The organism is Mesorhizobium sp. CAU 1741 (assembly GCF_039839275.1).
In the GTDB taxonomy this organism is placed as follows: domain Bacteria; phylum Pseudomonadota; class Alphaproteobacteria; order Rhizobiales; family Rhizobiaceae; genus Aerobium.
The window spans coordinates 43,344-64,562 of the sequence record NZ_JBDOQP010000002.1; the positions used below are offsets into that span (position 1 = coordinate 43,344).

Annotated in this window: 15 protein-coding genes and 1 tRNA gene; 4 read left to right on the forward strand and 12 right to left on the reverse strand. The window is 63.5% G+C overall.

Going from position 1 to position 21,219, the window contains the following annotated elements; genetic code table 11:
• From AAFN84_RS07210 to AAFN84_RS07240, 7 genes are read right to left on the reverse strand one after another with little or no spacing between them, the layout of a single operon-like run.
• Positions 1-1,566 (reverse strand): alpha-glucosidase, encoded by a 1,566-nt coding sequence (locus AAFN84_RS07210; RefSeq protein ID WP_347513882.1) that lies wholly within the window; start codon positions 1,564-1,566, stop codon positions 1-3.
• Positions 1,556-3,394, reverse strand: a complete 1,839-nt coding sequence (gene glgX, locus AAFN84_RS07215) for a glycogen debranching protein GlgX (protein WP_347513883.1) — start codon at positions 3,392-3,394, stop codon at positions 1,556-1,558. Before glgX ends, AAFN84_RS07210 begins: the two co-directional genes overlap by 11 nt.
• A 10-nt stretch (positions 3,395-3,404) precedes the next feature.
• Positions 3,405-5,036, reverse strand: a complete 1,632-nt coding sequence (locus AAFN84_RS07220) for an alpha-D-glucose phosphate-specific phosphoglucomutase (RefSeq protein WP_347513884.1) — start codon at positions 5,034-5,036, stop codon at positions 3,405-3,407.
• Between the two features lie 15 nt (positions 5,037-5,051).
• Positions 5,052-6,488 carry a glycogen synthase GlgA gene (gene glgA / locus AAFN84_RS07225; RefSeq protein WP_347513885.1) on the reverse strand — a complete coding sequence of 479 codons (1,437 nt, stop codon included), beginning with the start codon at positions 6,486-6,488 and terminating at the stop codon, positions 5,052-5,054.
• A gap of 3 nt (positions 6,489-6,491) precedes the next feature.
• Complete coding sequence (gene glgC / locus AAFN84_RS07230) at positions 6,492-7,754, reverse strand: glucose-1-phosphate adenylyltransferase (protein WP_347513886.1); 1,263 nt, start codon at positions 7,752-7,754, stop codon at positions 6,492-6,494.
• Between the two features lie 22 nt (positions 7,755-7,776).
• The gene (glgB, locus tag AAFN84_RS07235; protein WP_347513887.1) at positions 7,777-9,972 is read right to left on the reverse strand and encodes a 1,4-alpha-glucan branching protein GlgB; all 2,196 of its coding nucleotides are present in this window, start codon (positions 9,970-9,972) and stop codon (positions 7,777-7,779) included.
• 25 nt (positions 9,973-9,997) lie between these two features.
• Positions 9,998-12,472 carry a glycogen/starch/alpha-glucan phosphorylase gene (locus AAFN84_RS07240; RefSeq protein WP_347513888.1) on the reverse strand — a complete coding sequence of 825 codons (2,475 nt, stop codon included), beginning with the start codon at positions 12,470-12,472 and terminating at the stop codon, positions 9,998-10,000.
• Positions 12,473-12,693: 221 nt separating this feature from the next.
• On the opposite strand from AAFN84_RS07240, the gene AAFN84_RS07245 reads away from it, so the two are divergent.
• Positions 12,694-13,617: a carbohydrate kinase gene (locus tag AAFN84_RS07245; protein WP_347513889.1), complete on the forward strand. Its 924-nt coding sequence runs from the start codon at positions 12,694-12,696 to the stop codon at positions 13,615-13,617.
• 2 nt (positions 13,618-13,619) lie between these two features.
• Here AAFN84_RS07245 and cysQ read toward each other — a convergent pair whose 3' ends face one another.
• Entirely contained in the window at positions 13,620-14,435 is an 816-nt protein-coding gene (gene cysQ, locus AAFN84_RS07250) for a 3'(2'),5'-bisphosphate nucleotidase CysQ (RefSeq protein ID WP_347513890.1), read from the reverse strand.
• Between the two features lie 132 nt (positions 14,436-14,567).
• On the opposite strand from cysQ, the gene AAFN84_RS07255 reads away from it, so the two are divergent.
• A tRNA-Gln gene (locus AAFN84_RS07255) sits at positions 14,568-14,642 on the forward strand.
• A 16-nt stretch (positions 14,643-14,658) separates the two neighbouring features.
• Here the strand turns inward: AAFN84_RS07255 and galE are convergent.
• Positions 14,659-15,651, reverse strand: a complete 993-nt coding sequence (gene galE, locus AAFN84_RS07260) for a UDP-glucose 4-epimerase GalE (RefSeq protein ID WP_347513891.1) — start codon at positions 15,649-15,651, stop codon at positions 14,659-14,661.
• Between the two features lie 251 nt (positions 15,652-15,902).
• On the opposite strand from galE, the gene AAFN84_RS07265 reads away from it, so the two are divergent.
• Positions 15,903-17,021: a DegT/DnrJ/EryC1/StrS aminotransferase family protein gene (locus AAFN84_RS07265; protein WP_347513892.1), complete on the forward strand. Its 1,119-nt coding sequence runs from the start codon at positions 15,903-15,905 to the stop codon at positions 17,019-17,021.
• 65 nt (positions 17,022-17,086) lie between these two features.
• On the opposite strand, the gene AAFN84_RS07270 is transcribed toward AAFN84_RS07265, so the two are convergent.
• A complete protein-coding gene (locus tag AAFN84_RS07270) occupies positions 17,087-17,677 on the reverse strand; it encodes a biotin transporter BioY (RefSeq protein ID WP_347513893.1) in 591 nt (196 codons plus the stop codon).
• A gap of 122 nt (positions 17,678-17,799) precedes the next feature.
• Here AAFN84_RS07270 and AAFN84_RS07275 point away from each other — a divergent pair, with 122 nt between their 5' ends.
• Complete coding sequence (locus AAFN84_RS07275; protein WP_347513894.1) at positions 17,800-18,705, forward strand: MBL fold metallo-hydrolase; 906 nt, start codon at positions 17,800-17,802, stop codon at positions 18,703-18,705.
• Here the strand turns inward: AAFN84_RS07275 and AAFN84_RS07280 are convergent.
• Both AAFN84_RS07280 and AAFN84_RS07285 read right to left on the reverse strand, forming a co-directional pair.
• The gene (locus AAFN84_RS07280; RefSeq protein ID WP_347513895.1) at positions 18,676-19,512 is read right to left on the reverse strand and encodes a DUF1499 domain-containing protein; all 837 of its coding nucleotides are present in this window, start codon (positions 19,510-19,512) and stop codon (positions 18,676-18,678) included. The genes AAFN84_RS07275 and AAFN84_RS07280 overlap by 30 nt on opposite strands.
• A complete protein-coding gene (locus tag AAFN84_RS07285) occupies positions 19,509-21,137 on the reverse strand; it encodes a fatty-acid--CoA ligase (RefSeq protein WP_347513896.1) in 1,629 nt (542 codons plus the stop codon). The genes AAFN84_RS07280 and AAFN84_RS07285 overlap by 4 nt, the downstream gene beginning before the upstream one ends.
• Positions 21,138-21,219 lie beyond the last annotated feature (82 nt).

Consider the following 21,219-nt stretch of genomic DNA (forward strand, 5'->3'; position numbering starts at 1 on the left):
TCACGCGGGATGGATCAGCCAGCCGAGCGGCGGTAGCGTGGTATTCGCCTGGTCCGCCAGTTGCACAGCGTCGGTCCCGAAGTTGAAAGCGCAGAAGACGCGCTCGCCCTCGGCTTCCCGCACGAAGGCAAGCACATTGCCCCCATGATGATCCTCGAGCGTGATGCTGCCGGACGTCAAGGCGGGGCTTGCCTTTCGGAACCTCAGCATCGCCCGATAATGATGCAAGATCGACGCGTTGTCCTGCTCCTGCAGTTCCACCGCATGGGTCAGATGTTCACCGGGCACCGGCAGCCATGGAAGGCCGTCGCTGAATCCGCCATGAGGTCGGCCTGCTTCCCACACCATTGGCGTGCGGCAGCCATCCCGGCCCTTGAAACCCGGCCAGAACCGAATGCCGTAAGGATCACGCAGATCCTCGAAGGCGAGATCAGCTTCCTGGAGGCCCAGTTCCTCACCCTGATAGATGCAGATCGAACCGCGCAGGCTGCAAAGCAACGCGGCCGAGAATCGCGCCAGCGTGTCCGGATCCCCTCCCTGCCGCAGCCATCTGGAGACGTGGCGCGCCACATCGTGGTTTGAGAATGCCCAGCACACCCAGCCGTCGGGCGCCGCCTGTTCGAATGCCGCGATGCAATTGCGCACGTGTTCCGCCGAAAACTCGGGGCTCAGCATGTCGAAGGTGTAGCACATGTGCAGGCGGTCGTTGCCGGCGGTGTATTCGGCCACGGTTCGCAGCGAGCGCTCGCCGTCTCCCACCTCGCCTACTGCCGCACGCGCGCCGTACTCGTCCAGAAGCGAACGGAAACGCTTCAGGAAGGCGACGTTCTCCGGTCTCGTCTTGTCATATACATGGTCCTGGTATCCGTATGGGTTGGTATCGGGAATGTCGTTGACCTTGCCCCGCGGCATCGGCGGGTTGTCGCGCAGCAGATCGTCGTGGACATAGAAATTCACCGTGTCGAGCCGGAAGCCGTCGACGCCGCGCTCCAGCCAGAAGCGGACCGTTTCGAGCAGCGCTTCCTGCACCTCGGCGTTGTGGAAATTGAGGTCTGGCTGCGAGGCGAGGAAATTGTGCAGATAGTACTGCTTGCGCACGGAGTCCCATTCCCACGCCGGCCCGCCGAAGATCGACAGCCAGTTGTTGGGGGCCGACCCGTCCGGCTTGGGGTCGGCCCAGACATACCAGTCTGCCTTGGCGCTGGTGCGGCCCGAGCGGCTCTCGGCGAACCACGGATGCTTGTCCGACGAGTGCGACAACACCTGGTCGATGACCACCTTGAGGCCCAGCCTGTGCGCTTCCGCCACCACCGCGTCGAAATCGGCGATCGTGCCGAAGATCGGATCGACATCGCAATAGTCTGAGACATCGTAGCCCATGTCGGCCATCGGTGACGTGAAGAAGGGCGACAGCCAGACCGCATCCGCCCCCAACGCCGCGGCATGCGACAGCCGCTGCGCCACGCCACGCAGGTCCCCGCTACCGTCGCCGGTAGTGTCCTGGAACGAGCGCGGATAGATCTGATAGATCACGCAACCCCGCCACCAGTCTGCATCATTGTGCATGCTTCGTCTCCGTGGTCCGCATTCTTGCCCCGTCTCGATCGATCGTCAGCCGGATGCTGCCGAGCGCCATCGTCAATGTCCGCCGCTGGTCGTCTTCCCAGTCCGCGACGGTCATCGGCTGGCCGTCTTCACGAAGCCATTGAACGTCCTGATCCGTCAGCAATGTGGCATCGCGCAATTGCGGGCTGCCGGCCCGCAGCGCGCCAAGGGCGAACGCATGCGCCTCGAGTTCCTGATCACGCCCCGTCCAGTCGAGCCATGTGATGGCATTGTCCTGGGCATAGGCATTGTTGTTGCCACCTTGCGTGCGGCCAAACTCGTCGCCGGCGGTGAGCATGATCGCGCCGCGCGATGCAAACAGCAGCGTCAGCAACGTCTTGATATCCTGCAGGCGGCTGGCAACGACGTCCGGGGCGTCGGACGGCCCTTCGACTCCATGGTTCCAGGAGATGTTGTCGTTGTGGCCATCGCGATTGTCTTCGCCATTGGCTTCATTGTGCTTGTGTTCGTACGCCGTCAGATCGGCCAGCGTCATCCCGTCATGGGCCGCGATGAAATTGACGCTGCGCGTGGCCGCGCCAGTGAACACATCCGCCGAACCTGCCAGCCGCGTCGCCAGCCGAGCGACCCCACCACCCTCACCCTTGACGAAGCGGCGCACGTCGTCGCGGTACTGGTCGTTCCACTCGAGGAATGCCGCGGCGAAGTTTCCAAGCTGATAGCCACCCGGGCCGATGTCCCAGGGCTCGGCGATCAGTATCCGCGAGCCGATCTCCGGATCGTCGAGCATCTCCTGCAAGAGCGGCGCACCCGGATCGAAACCCGCGTCATTCCGGCCGAGGATCGGCGCCAGGTCGAATCGGAATCCGTCGATTCCGGCATGGCGAACGAAGGCGCGCAGCGAATCGAGCACCAGCCTGCGGGTTGCGGGGTGGTCGCAGGCAACCGTGTTTCCGGTCCCGGTATCGTTGACGAGTTCACCGTCACTGCAGTGGCGGAAGTAAGCACGCGCACCCAGCCCGCGCAGCGACAGCGTCGGCCCGAGACGATCGCTTTCGGCCGTATGGTTGAAGACGAGGTCGAGAATGACGCCGATGCCGGCCTCGTGCAGCGCCGCCACAGTCTCCCTCATCTCTCGCCAGCCGCCGGGCGCGAGCCGGGGATCGAGCGCCATGAAGGTGACAGGATTGTAGCCCCACGCATTGCTCAGTCCCAGCGGCGGCAGGTGACGCTCGTCCATCCAGGCAGTGATCGGCATCAGTTCCACGGCGTCGACATGCAGTTTCCGCAGGTGCTCGATGATCGCGGGATGGGCGAGCGCGGCAATCGTGCCGCGCAGTTCGTCCGGCACTTCTGGATGCAGCATCGTGAAGCCGCGGACGTTCAGTTCATAGATCAGGCCGCCCGGGCTGAAACGAGGTTTCTCCAGTGGCACAACGGGCAGGTCGCGGACGATCGCCTTGGGCATCAGGCGCGCTGTGTCCGGACCCGTCCCACGTGGCGCGGCAAGCGCGGGATCGTAGCGATAGGCTCTGTTGAGCTCCAGCGCGTAGGGGTCGACCAGCAGCTTGTCAGGATCGAACCAAAGACCGTTGTCCGGATCGTAGGGACCGTCGGCCCGAAAGCCGTAGCGCGCGCCTGGGGAAAGTCCCGGCACGAAGAGTGTGTGCCACCCGTCCTGCGCGGAACCCATTTCGAGACGTTTCGTCTCATCGGCGTTCTCGTCGAACAGGCACAGCCAGACGCGATCCGCAGCGCCCGACCACACCGAAAAGCTTGCGCCGCCCTCCGTGAGGTAGGCACCCGCCCGGTGCTCACCCTCGCTCATCAGTGAGCCTTCACGTGATGACGCTCGGCGTCGAGCGGCCGGTGAATTTCCGGATCCGCGCGATCGACTCCGCGGCCGCGATCAGATCTGCCAGTGCCTTCTGCGTATCCATGTGATGGCGCGCCGGATCGGGCTCGTAGCGCTCGATATAGGCGCGCAAGGTTGCCCCGGACGTCCCTGTTCCCGAAAGACGGAACACGATACGAGATCCGCCCTCGAACATGATGCGGACGCCCTGCCCTTCGCTGACGGAACCGTCGACCGGATCGTGGTAGGCAAAGTCGTCGGCCATCTCGACCGTCAATTCGCCGACCGCGGTTCCGGGAAGATCCCCGAGCTTGGCATGGAGCGCGCCCATCAGGGCGCTGGCATCCTCGGTGGAGACGCCTTCATAATCGTGGCGCGAATAATAGTTTCGACCGAAAGCCGCCCAATGCTCGCTGGCGATCTCGATGACGCTCTGCTTACGCACAGCAAGTATGTTCAGCCACAACAGCACCGCCCAGAGCCCGTCCTTCTCGCGGACATGATCGGACCCCGTGCCAGCACTTTCCTCGCCGCAGATGGTCGCGAGGCCGGCGTCCAGCAGGTTGCCGAAGAACTTCCATCCTGTCGGTGTCTCGTAGAGGCCGATGCCGAGTTTGTCTGCGACGCGGTCCGCTGCGCCGCTGGTGGGCATGGAGCGTGCGATGCCCTTGAGGCCACCGGCGTAGCCGGGCGCCAGGTGCGCATTCGCCGCCAGCATCGCAAGCGAGTCCGAAGGCGTGACGAAAATCCCCTTGCCGATGATCAGGTTGCGGTCCCCGTCGCCGTCCGAAGCCGCACCGAAATCAGGGGCGTTCTGGGACATCATCATTTCGTAGAGGTCGCGCGCATGGACGAGATTCGGATCAGGGTGATGCCCGCCGAAATCGGGCAGCGGAACTGCGTTTCGCGCGGTGCCGGTTTCAGCGCCGAGACGCCTCTCGAGAATCTCGACCGCATAAGGTCCGGTGACCGCGTGCATCGCGTCGAACACCATGCGGAATCCGCCTGCAAACAACGCACGGATCGCATCGAAATCGAACAGCGTTTCCATGAGCTCGGCATAGTCGGAGACCGGGTCGACCACCTCGACCGCCATGCCGTCCAGTTCCTGCGTGCCGATGGTGGCGAGATCGATGTCGGCGCCGGATTCGGTGATCGCATATCGATCGATCTCCTTGCTGCGGGCATAGATGGCGTCGGTGATCTTTTCCGGTGCCGGGCCGCCATTGCCGACATTGTACTTGATGCCGAAATCCTCGTTCGGCCCGCCGGGATTGTGGCTTGCAGACAGGATGATGCCGCCGAACGCCTTGTTCTTGCGGATCAGGTGCGATGCCGCGGGCGTCGAGAGAATGCCGCCCTGTCCAACGATCACCCGGCCAAAACCGTTGGCCGCCGCCATCCTGATCGCCTTCTGGATCGTCTCGAGATTGAAATATCGACCATCGCCGCCGATCACGAGGGTCTCGCCGCGATAGCCTGCCACCGAATCGAAGATCGATTGGATGAAGTTCTCGACGTAATGTTCCTGCTGGAAGACAGGCACCTTCTTGCGCAGGCCGGACGTCCCCGGCTTCTGGTCCGCGTAAGGTGTCGTTGCGACAATGGAGTTCATCAGTAGCGGCCTCTTCTATCCGGTCAGGGAGCGGAACAGCCCGACATAGGCCTTCGCGCTCGCCTCCCATGAAACGTCCGATTTCATGCCTTGTTTCTGGATCGCAGCCCATAACCGCCGATCGGCATGCACGTCTACGACCCGGTGTACCGCGCCGACCAGGGCATCGCCCGAACCTGGCTGGAAGTGAAATCCCGTCGCCACGCCCGCCTCCAGCGCCGCATGGTTGGCGTCGATGATGGTATCGGCCAGCCCTCCCGTACGGGCGACAACGGGCACGCAGCCGTAGCGCAGCCCGTAAAGCTGGGTCAGGCCGCACGGTTCGAATCGCGACGGAATGAGAATGGCGTCCGCGCCGGCCTGCAGCATATGGGAAAGGCCCTCGTCATAGCCGACGACACATCCCACCCGCCCCCTATGACGGGCAGCGCCCGCCAGCAACGCCCCTTCGAGCGCGTGGTCGCCCGAGCCCAGCACTGCCAGCCTCGCGCCCGAGCCAACGATGCGATCCAGTTCGGCGGCGAGGATGTCCATTCCCTTCTGCCACGTCAGGCGGCTGATCACGGTCAGCAACGGCCCTGAATCGGGATCAAGTACGAAACGCTGCTCCACGGCCCTGCGATTCGCGTCGCGCTGCCTGAGGCCTTTCGCCGAAAAACGCGATGCCAGATGCTCGTCGGTCTGCGGATTCCACTGTTCGATGTCGATGCCGTTCAAAATGCCGTGGAGCCGATCGGCACGCGCGTTGAGCAGCCCATCAAGGCCCATCCCGAACTCCGGCAGGCGGATCTCCCGCGCGTAAGTCGGGCTCACCGTGGTGATGGCGTCAGCAGCCTGCAGGCCGGCCTTGAGAAATCCGACGCCACCGAAATACTCCACTCCATCAAGCGACATCGCACTCGCCGGCAGTCCGAGTTCGTCGAAGATGGCGGCCGGAAACTGACCCTGGAAGGCCAGATTGTGTACTGTCATCACCGTGGCGGGAGGCGTGGTGCCGCCATAGCGCAGGTAGGCAAGTGTCAACGCCGCCTGCCAGTCATGCGCATGGACGATATCGGGACGCCAGCCAGCGATCGCGCCGCTCGCCACGTCGGCTGCCGCCTTCGAAAAGGCGGCGAACCGGCGCCAGTTGTCGGGCCAGTCCCTGCCCGCCGTGTCGCCATAGGCGCCGCCGGGCCGGTCGAAGAGATGCGGTGCATCGAGCACCAGCAGATCGAGCCCCTCGACCCGTGCTTCCACGATGCGTGCAGAGCCGCCAAACAGCCCCGCATATTGATGCACCGCCTTCGGCTTCTTCGGCAGCCGGGCCATCACCGCCGGATAGCCCGGCAGCATGGCACGCATGGTTACGCCGAGCTTGGCCAGCGCCGCCGGCAGCGCACCGGCGACGTCGGCAAGACCGCCTGTCTTGACCAGGGGAAAGAGTTCTGAGGCGACGGAAAGAACCTGCATCTGTCAGTTCTGGAGCCTGTCGATCATGGATTGGGTGATGAGGCAGACGCCGCCTTCGCTGACCCGGAATCGCTGCTCGTCCAGCTTGCGGTCGAAACCGACCGACAGACCCTCGGGAATCTTCACTCCCCGGTCGAGCACCACCTTTCGCAGCGTCGCGTTGCGCCCGATGTGGCAATCCGGCAGCACGACCGCCTCCTCGAGTGACGAGAACGAGTTCACCCTGACGCCGGAAAAAAGAAGGCTGCGCTTCAATGCGGCACCGGAAACGATGCAATCGCCGGCCACCAGGGACGACACTGCCGTGCCGCGCCGCCCATCTTCGTCATGCACGAACTTCGCCGGCGGCCGGATCTCGGCATAGGTCCAGATCGGCCACTCCCGATCGTAGATGTCGAGTTCGGGCGTCACGTCCGTCAGGTCGATATTGGCTTCCCAGTAGGCGTCCACCGTGCCGACGTCCCGCCAATAGGCTTCGCCTTCATAGCTTGAGCGCACGCACGATTTGGTGAAACGATGCGCCACGGCTTTGCCGTTGGCGACGATGTAGGGGATGATGTCCTTGCCGAAATCCCGGCTCGACTCCCTAACCGCAGCATCGCGCCTGAGCTCATCCATCAGGAAGCCGGTGCGGAATACGTAGATGCCCATCGACGCCAGCGCATGGTCGGGCTTGTCGGGGATACCAGGCGGATCAGCAGGCTTTTCGACGAATTCGATGATCTGGTCCTGCTCGTCGACATGCATCACACCAAAGCCTGTGGCCTCTACACGAGGCACTTCGAGACAGCCGATGGTTACGTCAGCGTCCGCCTCGACATGTTGGCGCAGCATCAGTTCGTAGTCCATCTTGTAGATGTGGTCGCCGGCCAGAATCACCATGAATTCAGGTCCGTAGGATTCAATGATGTCGATGTTCTGGAAGACGGCGTCGGCGGTCCCCTCATACCATTGCGTTTCGGAAACACGCTGGCTGGCGGGCAGGATGTCGAAGCTCTCGTTGCGCTCCGGCCGAAAGAAGTTCCAGCCGCGTTGCAGGTGGCGGATCAGCGAATGGGCCTTGTACTGAGTGGCGACACCGATCCGGCGGATGCCCGAATTGAGCGCGTTGGACAGGGCGAAATCGATGATGCGCGTCTTACCGCCAAAATAGACCGCCGGCTTGGCCCGGCTGTCGGTCAGTTCAGCCAGCCGGCTTCCCCTGCCACCGGCCAGCACATAGGCCATCGCGTCGCGCGCCAGCGGCTGGGTTCTCTTGTATTCCATCCTTCCCCTCCTCCTCGGGCCCTCAGGACTCGTATTCGAGCATGATCGTCGCCAGCGGCGGCAGCGTCACCAGCGCCCGTCCGCCGGTCACTTGGACCCGCCCACCGTTTCCGCGGCCGGTGCCACCATACACTGTCGCATCCGTGTTGATGATCTCGCGCCATGTCCCATCCCGCGGCATTGGCAGGCTATATCCTTCCATGACAGCAGGCGTGAAATTGGAGACCACGGCGACTGGCGGGCAGTCTGAAGCCATTCTCAGCCAGGCAAAGACAGAATGTTCGGCGTCTTCCGTGACCAGCCATCGAAACCCCTCCGGTTCGCAGTCCCGCGCATGCAGCGCAGGCTTGTCGCGGTAGGTCATGTTGAGATCGCGAACCAGGCTGCAAACCGATGCGTGCGCCGTATGGCCCAGCAGGTCCCAATCGAGCGCCCTCGCCTCGCTCCATTCCCTGCGTTGCGCGAATTCTTGGCCCATGAACAGCAACTTCTTTCCCGGATAGCCCCACATGAACGCAAAATAGGCGCGCAGGGATGCAAACTTCTGCCACTCGTCGCCCGACATTTTCGTCAGCAGCGCGCCTTTGCCATGCACCACCTCGTCATGGCTAAGGGGCAGTACGAAATTCTCCGAGAAGGCGTAGAGCAGGCCGAAAGTGATGTCCTCATGGTGGTGCTTTCGATGCGCCGGCTCCCGCGCCATGTAGCGCAGCGTGTCGTGCATGAACCCCATGTTCCACTTGAAGCCAAAGCCAAGTCCGCCTTCATGCACCGGCTGCGAAACCTTCGGCCATGAGGTGGACTCCTCGGCGATCGTCATGACGCCCGGATGGGTCCCGTAGACGGCGGCATTCATGGCCCGCAGGAAGTTCACCGCGTCAAGATTCTCGCGACCGCCATACTCGTTTGGCAGCCACTCGCCGGGTTTGCGTGAATAATCGAGGTAGAGCATGGACGCGACGGCATCCACCCGCAGGCCGTCCAGATGATATTTCTCCGCCCAGAACAAGGCGTTGTTGACCAGATAGGCCATCACCTCGCGACGGCCGAAATTGTAGATCGCGGTGTGCCAGTCGGGGTGGAAGCCCTTGCGCGGATCGGCGTGCTCGTACAGCGCCGTGCCGTCGAAGCGGGACAGTCCATGCGCGTCGGTCGGAAAATGCGCCGGCACCCAGTCGAGGATGACGCCCAGCCCTGCGCGGTGAGCGCCATCGACGAAACGCGCGAACCCTTCCGGTTCGCCAAAACGCGCGCTCGGCGCATAGAGCCCTGTCGTCTGGTAGCCCCAAGAGGGATCGTAGGGATGTTCGGTGATCGGCAGAAACTCGATATGGGTGAATCCCATGTCGATGGCATAGGGAATCAGCCGCTCAGCCATCTCGTCCCAGGAAAGAAACGAGCCGTCTTCCCGCCGCTGCCAGGACCCCGCATGCACCTCGTAGATGGAGATCGGCTGGCGCCGATGATCGGCCGAGCGCCAAAAGGCGCGGTGCGCGGCATCACCCCAATCATGTGAGGGCGCAAAATCGGTGACCGACCCGGTTGCCGGACGCAGTTCGGCGCGGAAGGCGAACGGATCGGCCTTCAGCGGCAGCGTCACCCCATCCGGGCCGACGATCTCGTATTTGTAGATGCGGCCAGCGTCGATGTCGGGGACGAACACTTCCCAAACGCCGGTATCCACGCGCTTGCGCATCACATGGCGGCGACCGTCCCATTCGTTGAAGTCACCGACGACGGACACGCGGCGCGCATTCGGAGCCCATACCGAGAAATGCACGCCGGAAGCGCCTTCATGGTCGATGAGGTGCGCGCCGAGCTTGTCGAACAGGCGCAGGTGCGTCCCTTCGGCGATGAAATAATCGTCCAGCGGCCCGAGGACCGGACCAAACGAATAGGCGTCCGTGACCCACCACTCGGCTTGAGGGTTGCGGACACGATATTTCAGCGGCTGCCGATCGCCGATCGTCAGTTTGCCGTCGAAGAAACCCGCTTCGTGCCGCATGCACAACCGGCCGATCTCTTCGCCCGACAGGTTGAAGGCGGTGACTTCTTGCGCGTGAGGGATGAAGCAGCGGGCTACGAAGGCGTTGTCGGCCTGATGAACACCAAGCACCGAAAAAGGGTCGCCATGACGCCCGGCAACGACAGCCTCGACGTCGCTGGTCCCCGTCAGCGACGGCGGCGTACGCTCTGCATTCCTCCCGCGCGCCGTCACAGGTCAATGACCGTCATTCATGCACTCATGCTGCAGGCACTTTCCAGATTTCCGTCGCGTATTGGCGAATGGTGCGATCAGAAGAGAACCATCCAACCCGGGCTGTGTTCCGTACGGCCATTTCCAGCCAGCGCGGGCTGTCGCGCCAGAGCGTGTCGACGTGGCGCTGTGCGGCCGCGTAAGCATCGAAGTCGGCGGCTACCATGAACCAGTCATGATCGTAGAGCCCGCCGATCAGTTCGCGATAACGATCCGGATCGTCCGGCGAAAAGACGCCGGACGATATGGCGTCGAGCGCCTGCTTGAGCTCGGGCGATGCCTCGATAATCTCTCGCGGATCATAGCCGTTGTCGCGGCGCTCCGCGACTTCCTGCGCGGTGAGGCCGAAGATGACGATGTTTTCTTCTCCCACGCACTCGCGGATTTCCACGTTGGCGCCATCGAGCGTGCCGATGGTCAGTGCGCCATTGAGCGCGAACTTCATGTTGCCCGTGCCCGAGGCTTCCAGGCCCGCGGTGGAAATCTGTTCCGACAGGTCGGCCGCCGGAATCATGATCTCGGCCATCGACACGTTGTAGTTGGGCACGAACACCACCTTCAGCAGTCCCCGCACGGCGGGATCGCTGTTGATGACGCGGGCGACGTCATTGGCAAGCTTGATGATCAGCTTGGCGTTGTGATAGCTCGGCGCCGCCTTGCCGCCGAAGAATTTCACGCGCGGAAGCCAATCCTTCTCGGGATGCGAGCGAATCTGGTCGTATAGCGCGACTGCCTCGATGATGTTGAGGAGCTGGCGCTTGTATTCGTGTATACGCTTGATCTGCGTGTCGAACAGAGCCGACGGATCGAGCTTGAGTCCCATGCGGTCGGCTACGACGCCGACAAGCTTTTCCTTGTTGGCGCGCTTGACCGCGGCAAACCGCTCCTGGAAGGCAGTGTCTGCCGCATGGGCATCGAGGTCCTTCAGCGCATCGATATCGTCGAGGAATTTGTCGCCGATCGCCTCCCGTATCAGGCTTGTCAGGCCGGGATTGCACTGCATCAGCCAGCGCCGCGGCGTGATGCCGTTGGTCTTGTTGTTGATCCGTGTCGGGTATAGCCGGTGAAGCTCGGAGAATACCGTTTCCTTCATAAGGTCCGTGTGCAGCGCGGACACGCCGTTGACCGAGAACGCGGCGACGAAGGCGAGATTTCCCATCCGCACGCGGCGCTCGCCATCCTCCTGAATAAGCGAGATGGCGCGCAGTTGCTCTTCGTCGAAATCGCCTGATGAGCGCACCTTGAGCAGCACCTCGGCATTGATGGCGTAGATGATCTGCATGTGGCGGGGCAGCAACCGCTCGAAGAGCGGCACCGGCCAGCTCTCCAGTGCCTCGGGCAGCAGCGTGTGGTTGGTGTATGCGAAGGTCCTGCAGGTAATGTCCCAGGCGACGTCGAAATCGTGCCCGTGCACGTCCATCAACAGCCGCATCAATTCGGCGACGGCGATCGCGGGGTGGGTGTCGTTGAGATGGATCGCAGCCTTTTCCGGCAGCGACAGCAAATCCGGGAACTGGCTGAGGTGACGGCGCACGATGTCCTGGATTGATGCCGCCGAGAAGAAGAACTCCTGCTTGAGCCGCAGTTCCTGCCCTGCCTGGTGGCTGTCGGCGGGGTAGAGCACCCTGGTCAGCGCCTCGGCCTTGTTGCTTTCGCGCAGCGCGCCGATGTGGTCGCCGGCGTTGAACGCATCGAGCAGGATCGGATCCACCGGCATGGCCGACCAGAGCCTCAACGTATTGACGCGCTTGCCGCGCCATCCGACCACGGGCGTGTCGAAAGCAACTGCGAGAAAGCGCTCCTGGGGCTTCCAGACATGGCGCTCGAGCCGGCCATCCTTGCTTGTCAGCGAGGTGACGGAGCCGCCGAAACCAACTTCGTATGCGCCTTCGCGGCGCTCGAACTCCCACGGATTGCCGTGCTCCAGCCAGGTCTCGGGCAACTCGACCTGCCAGCCATCATGAAACTCCTGCCTGAACAGCCCATGCACGTAGCGTATGCCATAGCCGTGCGCAGGTATGTCGACGCTCGCCATGGACTCCATGAAACAGGCAGCGAGCCTCCCCAAGCCGCCATTGCCGAGCGCCGCATCAGGTTCCAGTGCCGCGATCAGGTCGATGTCGACACCGTGGATGCCCAGAGCCTCGCGCATGGCATCCATCAGGCCGAGATTGGAGAACGCGTCGCGCATCAGTCGCCCGATCAGAAACTCCATCGACAGGTAGTAGACCCGCTTGTCCGCCTGCTCGTAGGCGCGTCTCGTCGATTCGATCCATCTGTCGACGACGCGGTCGCGCACAACCTTGATGGAGGCGGCGAGCCAATCGTGGCGCGTCGCCACCGATGGTTCCTTGCCAACCCTGTATTTCAGGCTTTCGATGATTTCCGCGGCAAGCTTGAGCACGTCGACCTGCTTGGCCGACGCGTGTGTGTTGTGATGGGAAGTCTCGGTCAAATTCATGCCCCCTCGATGGCCGCGCGTGCTTCCACACGCCGGCCGGTCCAGACTCCCTCCCGCAGTCGAGGTTATCCCAAAGCTTTGTAGCGTTCAACGGCGGCCGACCGCGCGATCTGTGCGGTCGCCATTCCGGGCTGGACCTCGCAAACGCAATGAGGCAGATGCAGTCGTGGAAGAGATGGCGCCGGCACCGCTTGAACCGGCCACGTTTGCGGAGGGACTAGATGATCCTGTGTTGCGGCGAAGCACTGATCGACATGCTGCCGCGCGTCACGGCTGCCGGGGAACCCGCTTTTTCACCCTATGTCGGCGGCGCGGTTTTCAACACCGCGATCGCGCTTGGCAGGCTCAGGGCGCCGACAGCCTTCTTTTCCGGCATCTCCACCGATCTCTTCGGTCGCAAGCTGAGCGATGCGCTCGAGGCGAGCCATGTCGACCTTGCCCATGTCCGCTTCTCCGACCGTCCGACCACATTGGCCTTCGTGCATCTCGACGAGGGCCAGGCGCGCTACGCCTTCTATGACGAGAACACTGCCGGGCGGATGCTCGAAGAAACCGACCTGCCGGAGCTGGGCCCGCATGTGGATGCACTCCACTTTTCCTGCATCAGCCTAGTGCCCGAACCGTGCGGCTCGACCTACGAAGCGCTGATGCGGCGTGAGCATCAAGCCCGCGTCATCATGCTCGACCCCAACATCCGCGCCGGGTTCATTCCGGACAAGGAAAAGCATCTCGCGCGCATGCGGCGCATGATCGCCATGGCCGACATCGTCAAGTTGTCCGACGAGGATCTGGGCTGGTTCGGTGAACACGGAGACCACGACGCCATCGCCGCGCGCTGGCTGGATGCGGGCCCAAAGGTGGTCGTCCTGACACGGGGCAGCGAGGGCGCGACCGGCTACACAAAGGATCACCGCGTCGAAATGCCCGCGCGCCAGGTGGACGTGGTGGATACGGTGGGTGCTGGCGATACCTTCAATGCCGGCCTGCTGGCATACTTTCACGAGGCGGGCCTGCTTTCCAAGGGTGCACTGGCCACCCTGCCGGAGCCCCACCTGCGCGGCTCGCTGGACTTTGCAATGGCGGCGGCGGCCGTAACAGTGTCGCGCGCCGGCGCAAACCCGCCCTGGCGTGACGAACTGCGCTGACCTCACAATTCCGCGGGCAGCCCCTCGGAAACGAAGTACGGGCTTGCGAACGGGTCATCGTCCTTCACCACGCCGGGGCCGTAGCGGTACGGCCTGCCGTCCAGCATGCGTGTCGTTCCGCCTGCAGCGCGCAACACCGCGTCGCCTGCCGCCACGTCCCACTGCATCGTCCGGCTCATGCGCGGATAAATGTCGGCTTCACCGGCGGCGACCAGGCAGAACTTCAGCGACGAGCCTACGGTGACGCATTTCGCGTCGGCGAAGCGGGCGATATATGCGTCCGTTTCCGGCGTGCGATGCGACCTGCTGGCAACGATGATCGGCGGCCGCTTACGCCTGCGCACGGCAATCGCCCGCCGTTCCACGAGCTGGTGCCCGGAATCCGTGCCCGCGGCCTCGGCACGTCCGGGGCGGCCGCTGTAGAATGTGTTGAGGGCGGGCGCATAGACCACGCCCACCACTGGTTCGCCGCCGCGCACCAATGCAATATTGACGGTGAAATCGCCCTTGCCGGCGACAAACTCCTTGGTGCCGTCGAGCGGGTCCACGAGAAAGAACACGTCGCCGTCGACGCGCGGCCGCAACCCGGCTGCGCTCTCCTCTTCGGCCACGACCGGGATGTCCGGGAAATGCGTGCGCAACCCGCTCAGTATGATGGCTTCCGCCTCGCGGTCGGCGCGCGTCACCGGTGAATGGTCGGCCTTTTCCTCCGTGCGAAAGCCCTGCCGGCAAATGTCCATGATCCGCCGCCCGGCCTCGAGCGCGAGCGGTTCGAAAACGGAAAGGATGGTCTGGTCGTCGTAAGGCAACGTCGGCATTCCTTGGCGATAGCCTGCCGCGCCGACCGCGACAAGCGCTTGCCGCGCGGGACGAGGGATTCGCAAGGGAATATCGCCAACTTCCGGCTTTACGCGGCCCTGCGCACACGATATTGAACGGCCCGTCCGTGTTGGGGCGTAGCCAAGTGGTAAGGCAGCGGTTTTTGGTACCGCCATTCCCTGGTTCGAATCCAGGCGCCCCAGCCAGTCGTCCCTGCGGCCCCTACGGCCGCGCGTTTTTCCGCGACAGCTTGTCTTCCCAGTTCAGCGCATGGCCGACGATGGCGTCGAGATCGTCGTGCTGCGGCTGCCAGCCGAGTTCTGCGCGGGCGCGGTTGGAGTTGGCGATCACGGCGGCGGCGTCTCCCGGGCGGCGCGCCACCATCTCAACCGGAAAGTCGGCACCCGAGACGCGCTTGACCGCATCGATGACTTCGAGAACGGAATAGCCGTGATTGTAGCCGCAATTGGCGACCAGGCTGTCGCCCCCCGCGCGCAGGCGCCGGAGCGCGAGCAGATGGGCGGCGGCAAGGTCGGTGACGTGGATATAGTCGCGCACGGCCGTGCCGTCGGGCGTGGGATAGTCGCTGCCGAACACCTTCATCTGTGTCCGCTTGCCCAGCGCGGTTTCGCTGGCGACCTTGATCAGGTGCGTCGCGCCCGGTGTCGACTGGCCCGTGCGGCCGTGCGGGTCGGCGCCCGCGACGTTGAAATAGCGCAGGGCGGTGTAGGTGAATTCATGCGCAGCAGCGGCATCGCGCAGCATGACCTCGCTCATCAGCTTGGAACTGCCATAGGGCGATTCGGGCGCCAGAGGCGCGTCCTCGCGCACTGGCTCGAGGCCGGCGGCGCCATAAACGGCGGCCGTGGACGAGAAGATGAAATTGGCCACCTTGCCCCGGACCGCGGCCTCGATCAGGCCGCGCGTCTTGCAGGTATTGTTCTCATAATAGCCAAGAGGGTCGGAGACCGATTCGGGCACGACGATCGAACCCGCGAAATGGATGATCGCGTCGATACCATGCTCGCGGATCAGCGAAGCGACGAGCGCGACGTCCCCAACGTCGCCGACCACCAGCTTCGCCTCGGGCGCAACGGCCCAGTCGAACCCGGTCGACAGCCGGTCGAGCACGACGACGTCCTCGCCCGCATCCAGCAGCGCCCAGACCATGTGGCTGCCGATATAGCCCGCCCCGCCGGTAACCAGAACAGCCATCGCACCCTTCTTTCTTTCCCGAGCGTAACAACGCAGCGGCTCATCATCCCTTCGCCAGGCTAGCGCAAAGGCCTCACCAGATGATTACCCGTTCACGGGTTGCAACGCAGTGAACACAAATTGATCGAAGCCGCGCTGATGCCGTGCTGCTTGGGCCGCAACCGACGGCCCGCGCGACTTTCGGCGGCCGGGCAACTCTGTTAACAGCGACAGCGTGAGGCGCCAGGCCCCATGCTTCAGACAGGAAGACAATGCAATTCATCGATCTTAGTGCCCAGCGGGCGCGCATTCGCGACAGGCTCAGGCTTGCCATGGACAATGTCGTTGAAGGCGGCCGCTACATTCTGGGTCCGCAGGTCGGCGAATTCGAACAGGCGCTTGCCGACTATGTCGGCGTCAAGCACGTCGTCGCCTGCGCCAACGGCACCGATGCACTGCTGCTGCCGCTGATGGCCTACGGGGTCGGCCCCGGTGACGCGGTTTTCTGCCCGAGCTTCACCTTCGCGGCGACCGCCGAGGTTGTTGCGCTCCGCCAGGCGGAGCCAGTCTTCGTCGAGATCGATCCCGAAACCTACAACATCGATCCCGCAAGCCTGGAGGCCGCGATCGAGATGGTGTTGAAGGAAGGTCGACTGACGCCGCGCGCGATCATCCCGGTCGATCTTTTTGGCCTGCCGGCGAACTATGCGCAGATCGCATCGATCGCCGCGCGCTACGACCTTCCGATCATCGAGGACGCTGCGCAGTCGATCGGCGGCAAGCTCGGCAACGGCATGTGCGGCAGTTTCGGCGATGTCGGCTCGACGAGTTTCTATCCGGCCAAGCCGCTTGGCTGCTACGGTGACGGCGGCGCCATGTTCACCGACAGCGACGAGATGGCGGAGACGCTGCGCTCGCTTGCATTCCACGGCAAGGGCGACACGCAGTACGACAATATCCGCGTCGGCATCAACTCGCGCCTCGACACATTGCAGGCGGCAATACTGATCGAAAAGCTCGCCATCCTCGAAGACGAGATGGAGCAGCGGCAGACGGTCGCCAGGCGCTACAATGACGGACTGGGCGGCGCCGTCAAAGTTCCGGAGATTGCCGCCGGCAGCCGCTCGGCCTGGGCCCAGTATGCAATCGAGACGCCGAAGCGCGACGCGCTCAAGGCGCATCTGCAGGCGGCCGGCATACCCTCGGTGATCTATTACGTGAAGCCACTGCATCAGCAGATCGCCTACGCGCAATACCCAGTCGCGCCGGGCGGTCTAGCAGTCTCGGAAGAGCTCCCATCCCGCATCCTGTGCCTGCCGATGCACCCGTATCTTTCGGAGGAGGATCAGGACCGCATCATTTCGACGATCAAGGAATTCGTGGGCCGCTGAACGACTCGGCGCAAGAAAAAAGGCCGGTCTCGCGACCGGCCTTTTTCGTTGTGACCTGCCAACGCTCAGGCGCGCTTGAACAGCGACCAGACCGCCGGCACGATGGCTGCTGCCAACGCGATCTTGACCAGATCGGTGACGATGAACGGCGCGACGCCGAACTGCCAGGCATTGCTTGCGCCGATCAGCGTTGCAAGCCAGGCGAAACCCATCGCCATCACCACCACTTCGCCGGCCAGCATCGCACCAAAAAGCTTCAGCGCGCTGCGATCCCAGCCCCGGTCGGCAGCCCAGCCGACAATCGCGGCCATCAGGACGAAGCCCGCCAGGAAGCCGCCGGTCGTGCCGAGCATGTAGACGATGCCGATGCCCTTCTCCGGCGTCGACTGGAATACGGGGAAGCCCATGGCGCCCTGCGCGAGGTAGAGCAGAACGGTGGCAACGCCCAGGCGCAGGCCGAAGGCAGCGGCGAGCAGCGGGACCACCATCGTCTGCAGGTTCATGTCGACCGGGCCGAGAACGACCTTGGTCTTCGCCGAAAGCGTCAGCAACAGCGTGCCGACGACGGCGATAAAGGTCAGCATCGCATAGCGCGCGATGCCCTTTTCAGGCACGGCGTAGGATACGAGCGGTCGCGAAAGAACTGCGGCGGACATGAAGATCTCCATCGGTATCGATGAGGCGCGGGGCCTCGATGCGGGTGGTTTCCCCTATATGATCTTCCATGATAAGCGGCAACACGATTTGCCGATCTATCCTCGTCTGCAAGGAAACCGTCATGGCTCTCGCATTCAACACCGCCTTCGAGCCCGCCTACGGCGAGGCTGTCGAAATGGCGCCGGGGATCGCGCGAATCACCGTCAACAACCCGTCCGCCTTCACCTTCCACGGCACCAACAGCTATATCGTCGGCACAAGGACGCTGGCAGTGATCGACCCGGGACCGATCGACGAGGCGCATCTGAATGCGCTCCTGAAGGCAATCGATGGTCGCCCGGTCAGCCATATCCTGGTCTCGCACACGCATGTCGACCATTCGCCGCTGGCGGCGCGTCTGCAGCGCGAAACCGGCGCGACGATCCTCGCCGAGGGTCCGCATCGCCCGGCGCGCCCGTTGCGCATCGGCGAGGTGAACCCTTTGGATGCCAGCGGCGACACTGGCTTCAACCCCGACATCGCGATTGCCGACGGCGAATTGATCGAGGGCGATGGCTGGACGATGCGTGCCGTGTTCACACCGGGCCACACGGCCAATCACATGGCCTTCGCTCTCGAAGGCACCGGCGTGCTTTTTTCGGCCGATCACGTGATGGCGTGGGCGACCTCGATCGTGGCGCCACCCGATGGCGCGATGTCGGACTACATGGCCTCGCTCGACAAGCTGCTGGCGCGCGACGACAGGATCTTTTTTCCCGGCCATGGCGGGCCGGTCGTGTCCCCCGCCGCGTTCATGCGGGGGCTCAAAACGCATCGCAAGATGCGCGAGCGCGCCATCATCGAACGATTGCGGACAGGCGACCGGACGATTGCCGAAATGGTCGCCGCCATCTATCGCGATACCGATCCGCGGCTCTACGGCGCTGCGGGCCTTTCCGTGCTCGCACATCTGGAGGATCTCGTCGCACGCGGGATCGTCAAGGCGGAGGACGAGCCGTCACTCGACGGGGTCTTCTTCCTCCGTTGAGGCGGGAATGTCGATGATGCTCAGCGACTGGCGCGTGAATTCGGCGTCGACCTCGTCGAGGAAACCGCGGATGCGCCGCGCATTGTCACCAAGGTCGTGTGCGCCGTATCGCGAGCTCATGCGCATATCGACAAACACCGACTCACCCTCGTCGGTCAGCCGGATGACGGCGTCGGCGGGTAGACGCACAAGGAGCGTTGGAGCCTGCACCTCGATGGACAGTTCGGCAGCCATCGGCAGCGTGTCTGGCAGCGGGGCTCGGGGCATCCAGCCACGCGTGGCGACCACGACCTCGATCGCGTCCAGCACCCGCTCCATCGAGGCATCGAACCTGCGGCCGCGCACTTCCGGGTATCCGGCCCGCTGTAACTCGGCCTCTGCGGCGGTGATCGGCGTGATCGGATTCATCTGCCCGGTGCGGTCTCGCGGAGCAAACACGAAGATCGGCGGCTCCGAAAGGTCGGTCGAGATGTCGTTGAGCGGCGGATAGCGGAACGCGAAATAGCCCGCCGCCGTGAAGGGCGCCAGGACCAGGACGGAAAGCACCACGGCAAGCGCCGAGGCCCTTCCGGCCACGTCGCCCTCCACCCACAGCCGCCTGAAGCCGACGATTGCCAGCAGCAGGCCGATCATCGCCAAGGCCGCGGCGAGCAATTCCACCCAGATGAACGCCAGCGTGTCCACCATGCCATAGCGATGCCCGACCGCCGCCGTTAAGGCCAGCACGGCGGAGAAGGCGGAGACGCTCCGTGCCCATTGAGCGGCGGCGGAGACCCGCCGCTCCTGAAACAGGCGCATGGTCGTCATGCTGTCGGCAGGCGATAGTCCCGGAACTGCTCGCGCAGCGCGGTCTTCTGGATCTTGCCGGTCGCCGTATGCGGAATCTCGCCGACGAACGCGACGTCGTCAGGCATCCACCATTTTGCGACCTTGCCCTCCATGAAGGCCAGCAATTCGTCCTTCGACGGCGTCTTGCCCTCCTTGCTGACGACGACGAGCAGCGGACGTTCATCCCATTTGGGATGGGCGATGCCGATGACAGCGGCTTCGGCGACGTCGGGATGCCCGACCGCCAGGTTCTCCAGATCGATCGTCGAGATCCATTCGCCACCCGACTTGATGACGTCCTTGGCGCGATCGGTGATCTGCATGTAGCCATGCTTGTCGATATGCGCGACATCACCCGTGTCGAACCAGCCATCCTCGTCGAACTGTTCTCCGCCGGCGCCCCCGTAGTAGGAACTGGCGACCGCAGGGCCCTTCACCTTCAGCCTGCCGAACGTCTTGCCGTCCCAGGGGTGCTCCTTGTTGTCGTCGTCGGTGATCTTCATTTCGACGCCGAAGGGCGCATAGCCCTGCTTCTGCTGCACATCCAGCCGCGCTTCGCCGGTGAGTTGCTGGTATTCCGGCTTCATCGTTGCGAGCGAGCCGAGCGGCGACATCTCCGTCATACCCCAGGCATGGATCACTTCCACGTCGTAGTTCTGCTGGAACTTCTGTGTCATCGCACGCGGGCATGCCGATCCGCCGATCACCACGCGCTGCAGATGTGGCAGCTTCTTGCCGGTCTGTTCGAGATATTGAAGCAGCATCAGCCACACGGTCGGCACGGCGGCGGTGAAGGTCACCTTCTCGCCATCCAGCAATTCGTAAATCGCCTCGCCGTCCATGCGGCCGCCCGGCATGACCAGTTTCGCCCCGACCATCGGCGCGCTTTGCGCAAGGCCCCAGGCGTTGGCATGGAACATCGGCACCACTGGCAGCACGATGTCACGCGCCGATATCCCCATCGCATTGGGGCTGATGGCAATCATTGCATGAAGAACGTTGGAGCGATGGGAATAGACCACGCCCTTCGGATCGCCCGTCGTGCCCGACGTGTAGCACATGCCGCAGGCGGCACGCTCGTCGAGGTCGAGCCAATCGAAATCGCCATCCGCCTGCGCCAGCCATTCCTCGTAGGCCACCACGTTTGGCAGGCTTGTCTGCGGCATATGGGCGGCATCGGTGAAGACAATGATCTTTTTCAGAGACTTGACCAGCGGCGCCAGCTTTTCCACCAACGGCACGAATGTCAGGTCCACGAACAGCGCCGTGTCTTCGGCGTGGTTCATGATCCAGGCGATCTGTTCGGGAAAGAGGCGCGGATTGAGCGTGTGATAGACGCCGCCCATTCCCATGATGCCGTACCAGGCCTCAAGGTGACGCGCCGTGTTCCAGGCAAGCGTGGCGATACGGTCGCCCGGCTTGAACCCGTCGCGCGAAAGTTGCTGGGCAGCCTTCAGCGCGCGGATGCGCGCCTGGCCGTATGTGGTGCGCACGATGGGCCCCTCCACCGATCGCGACACGATTTCCCGGTCCGGGTGCTGAAGCCCCGCGTGATCGAGTATCTTGTGGCACAGTAGCGGCCAGTCCTGCATCAATCCGAGCATTGCGTTCCTCCATGGCAATCGGTGCGCGCAGAATTGGTCGGAACTGCCGCAATGTCCAGCGTCAGGTTGACCTGAAAATGTC

Bases quoted from the DNA above. Each gene is read 5' to 3' on its own strand.
- glgA (WP_347513885.1), bottom strand. From the start codon at position 6,488: ATGCAGGTTCTTTCCGTCGCCTCAGAACTCTTTCCCCTGGTCAAGACA.
- AAFN84_RS07270 (WP_347513893.1), bottom strand. From the start codon at position 17,677: ATGTCCGCCGCAGTTCTTTCGCGACCGCTCGTATCCTACGCCGTGCCT.
- glgC (WP_347513886.1), bottom strand. From the start codon at position 7,754: ATGGAATACAAGAGAACCCAGCCGCTGGCGCGCGACGCGATGGCCTAT.
- AAFN84_RS07280 (WP_347513895.1), bottom strand. From the start codon at position 19,512: ATGACGACCATGCGCCTGTTTCAGGAGCGGCGGGTCTCCGCCGCCGCT.
- AAFN84_RS07285 (WP_347513896.1), bottom strand. From the start codon at position 21,137: ATGCTCGGATTGATGCAGGACTGGCCGCTACTGTGCCACAAGATACTC.
- AAFN84_RS07265 (WP_347513892.1), top strand. From the start codon at position 15,903: ATGCAATTCATCGATCTTAGTGCCCAGCGGGCGCGCATTCGCGACAGG.
- AAFN84_RS07220 (WP_347513884.1), bottom strand. From the start codon at position 5,036: ATGAACTCCATTGTCGCAACGACACCTTACGCGGACCAGAAGCCGGGG.
- AAFN84_RS07275 (WP_347513894.1), top strand. From the start codon at position 17,800: ATGGCTCTCGCATTCAACACCGCCTTCGAGCCCGCCTACGGCGAGGCT.
- galE (WP_347513891.1), bottom strand. From the start codon at position 15,651: ATGGCTGTTCTGGTTACCGGCGGGGCGGGCTATATCGGCAGCCACATG.
- glgX (WP_347513883.1), bottom strand. From the start codon at position 3,394: ATGAGCGAGGGTGAGCACCGGGCGGGTGCCTACCTCACGGAGGGCGGC.
- AAFN84_RS07240 (WP_347513888.1), bottom strand. From the start codon at position 12,472: ATGAATTTGACCGAGACTTCCCATCACAACACACACGCGTCGGCCAAG.
- AAFN84_RS07245 (WP_347513889.1), top strand. From the start codon at position 12,694: ATGATCCTGTGTTGCGGCGAAGCACTGATCGACATGCTGCCGCGCGTC.
- AAFN84_RS07210 (WP_347513882.1), bottom strand. From the start codon at position 1,566: ATGCACAATGATGCAGACTGGTGGCGGGGTTGCGTGATCTATCAGATC.
- cysQ (WP_347513890.1), bottom strand. From the start codon at position 14,435: ATGCCGACGTTGCCTTACGACGACCAGACCATCCTTTCCGTTTTCGAA.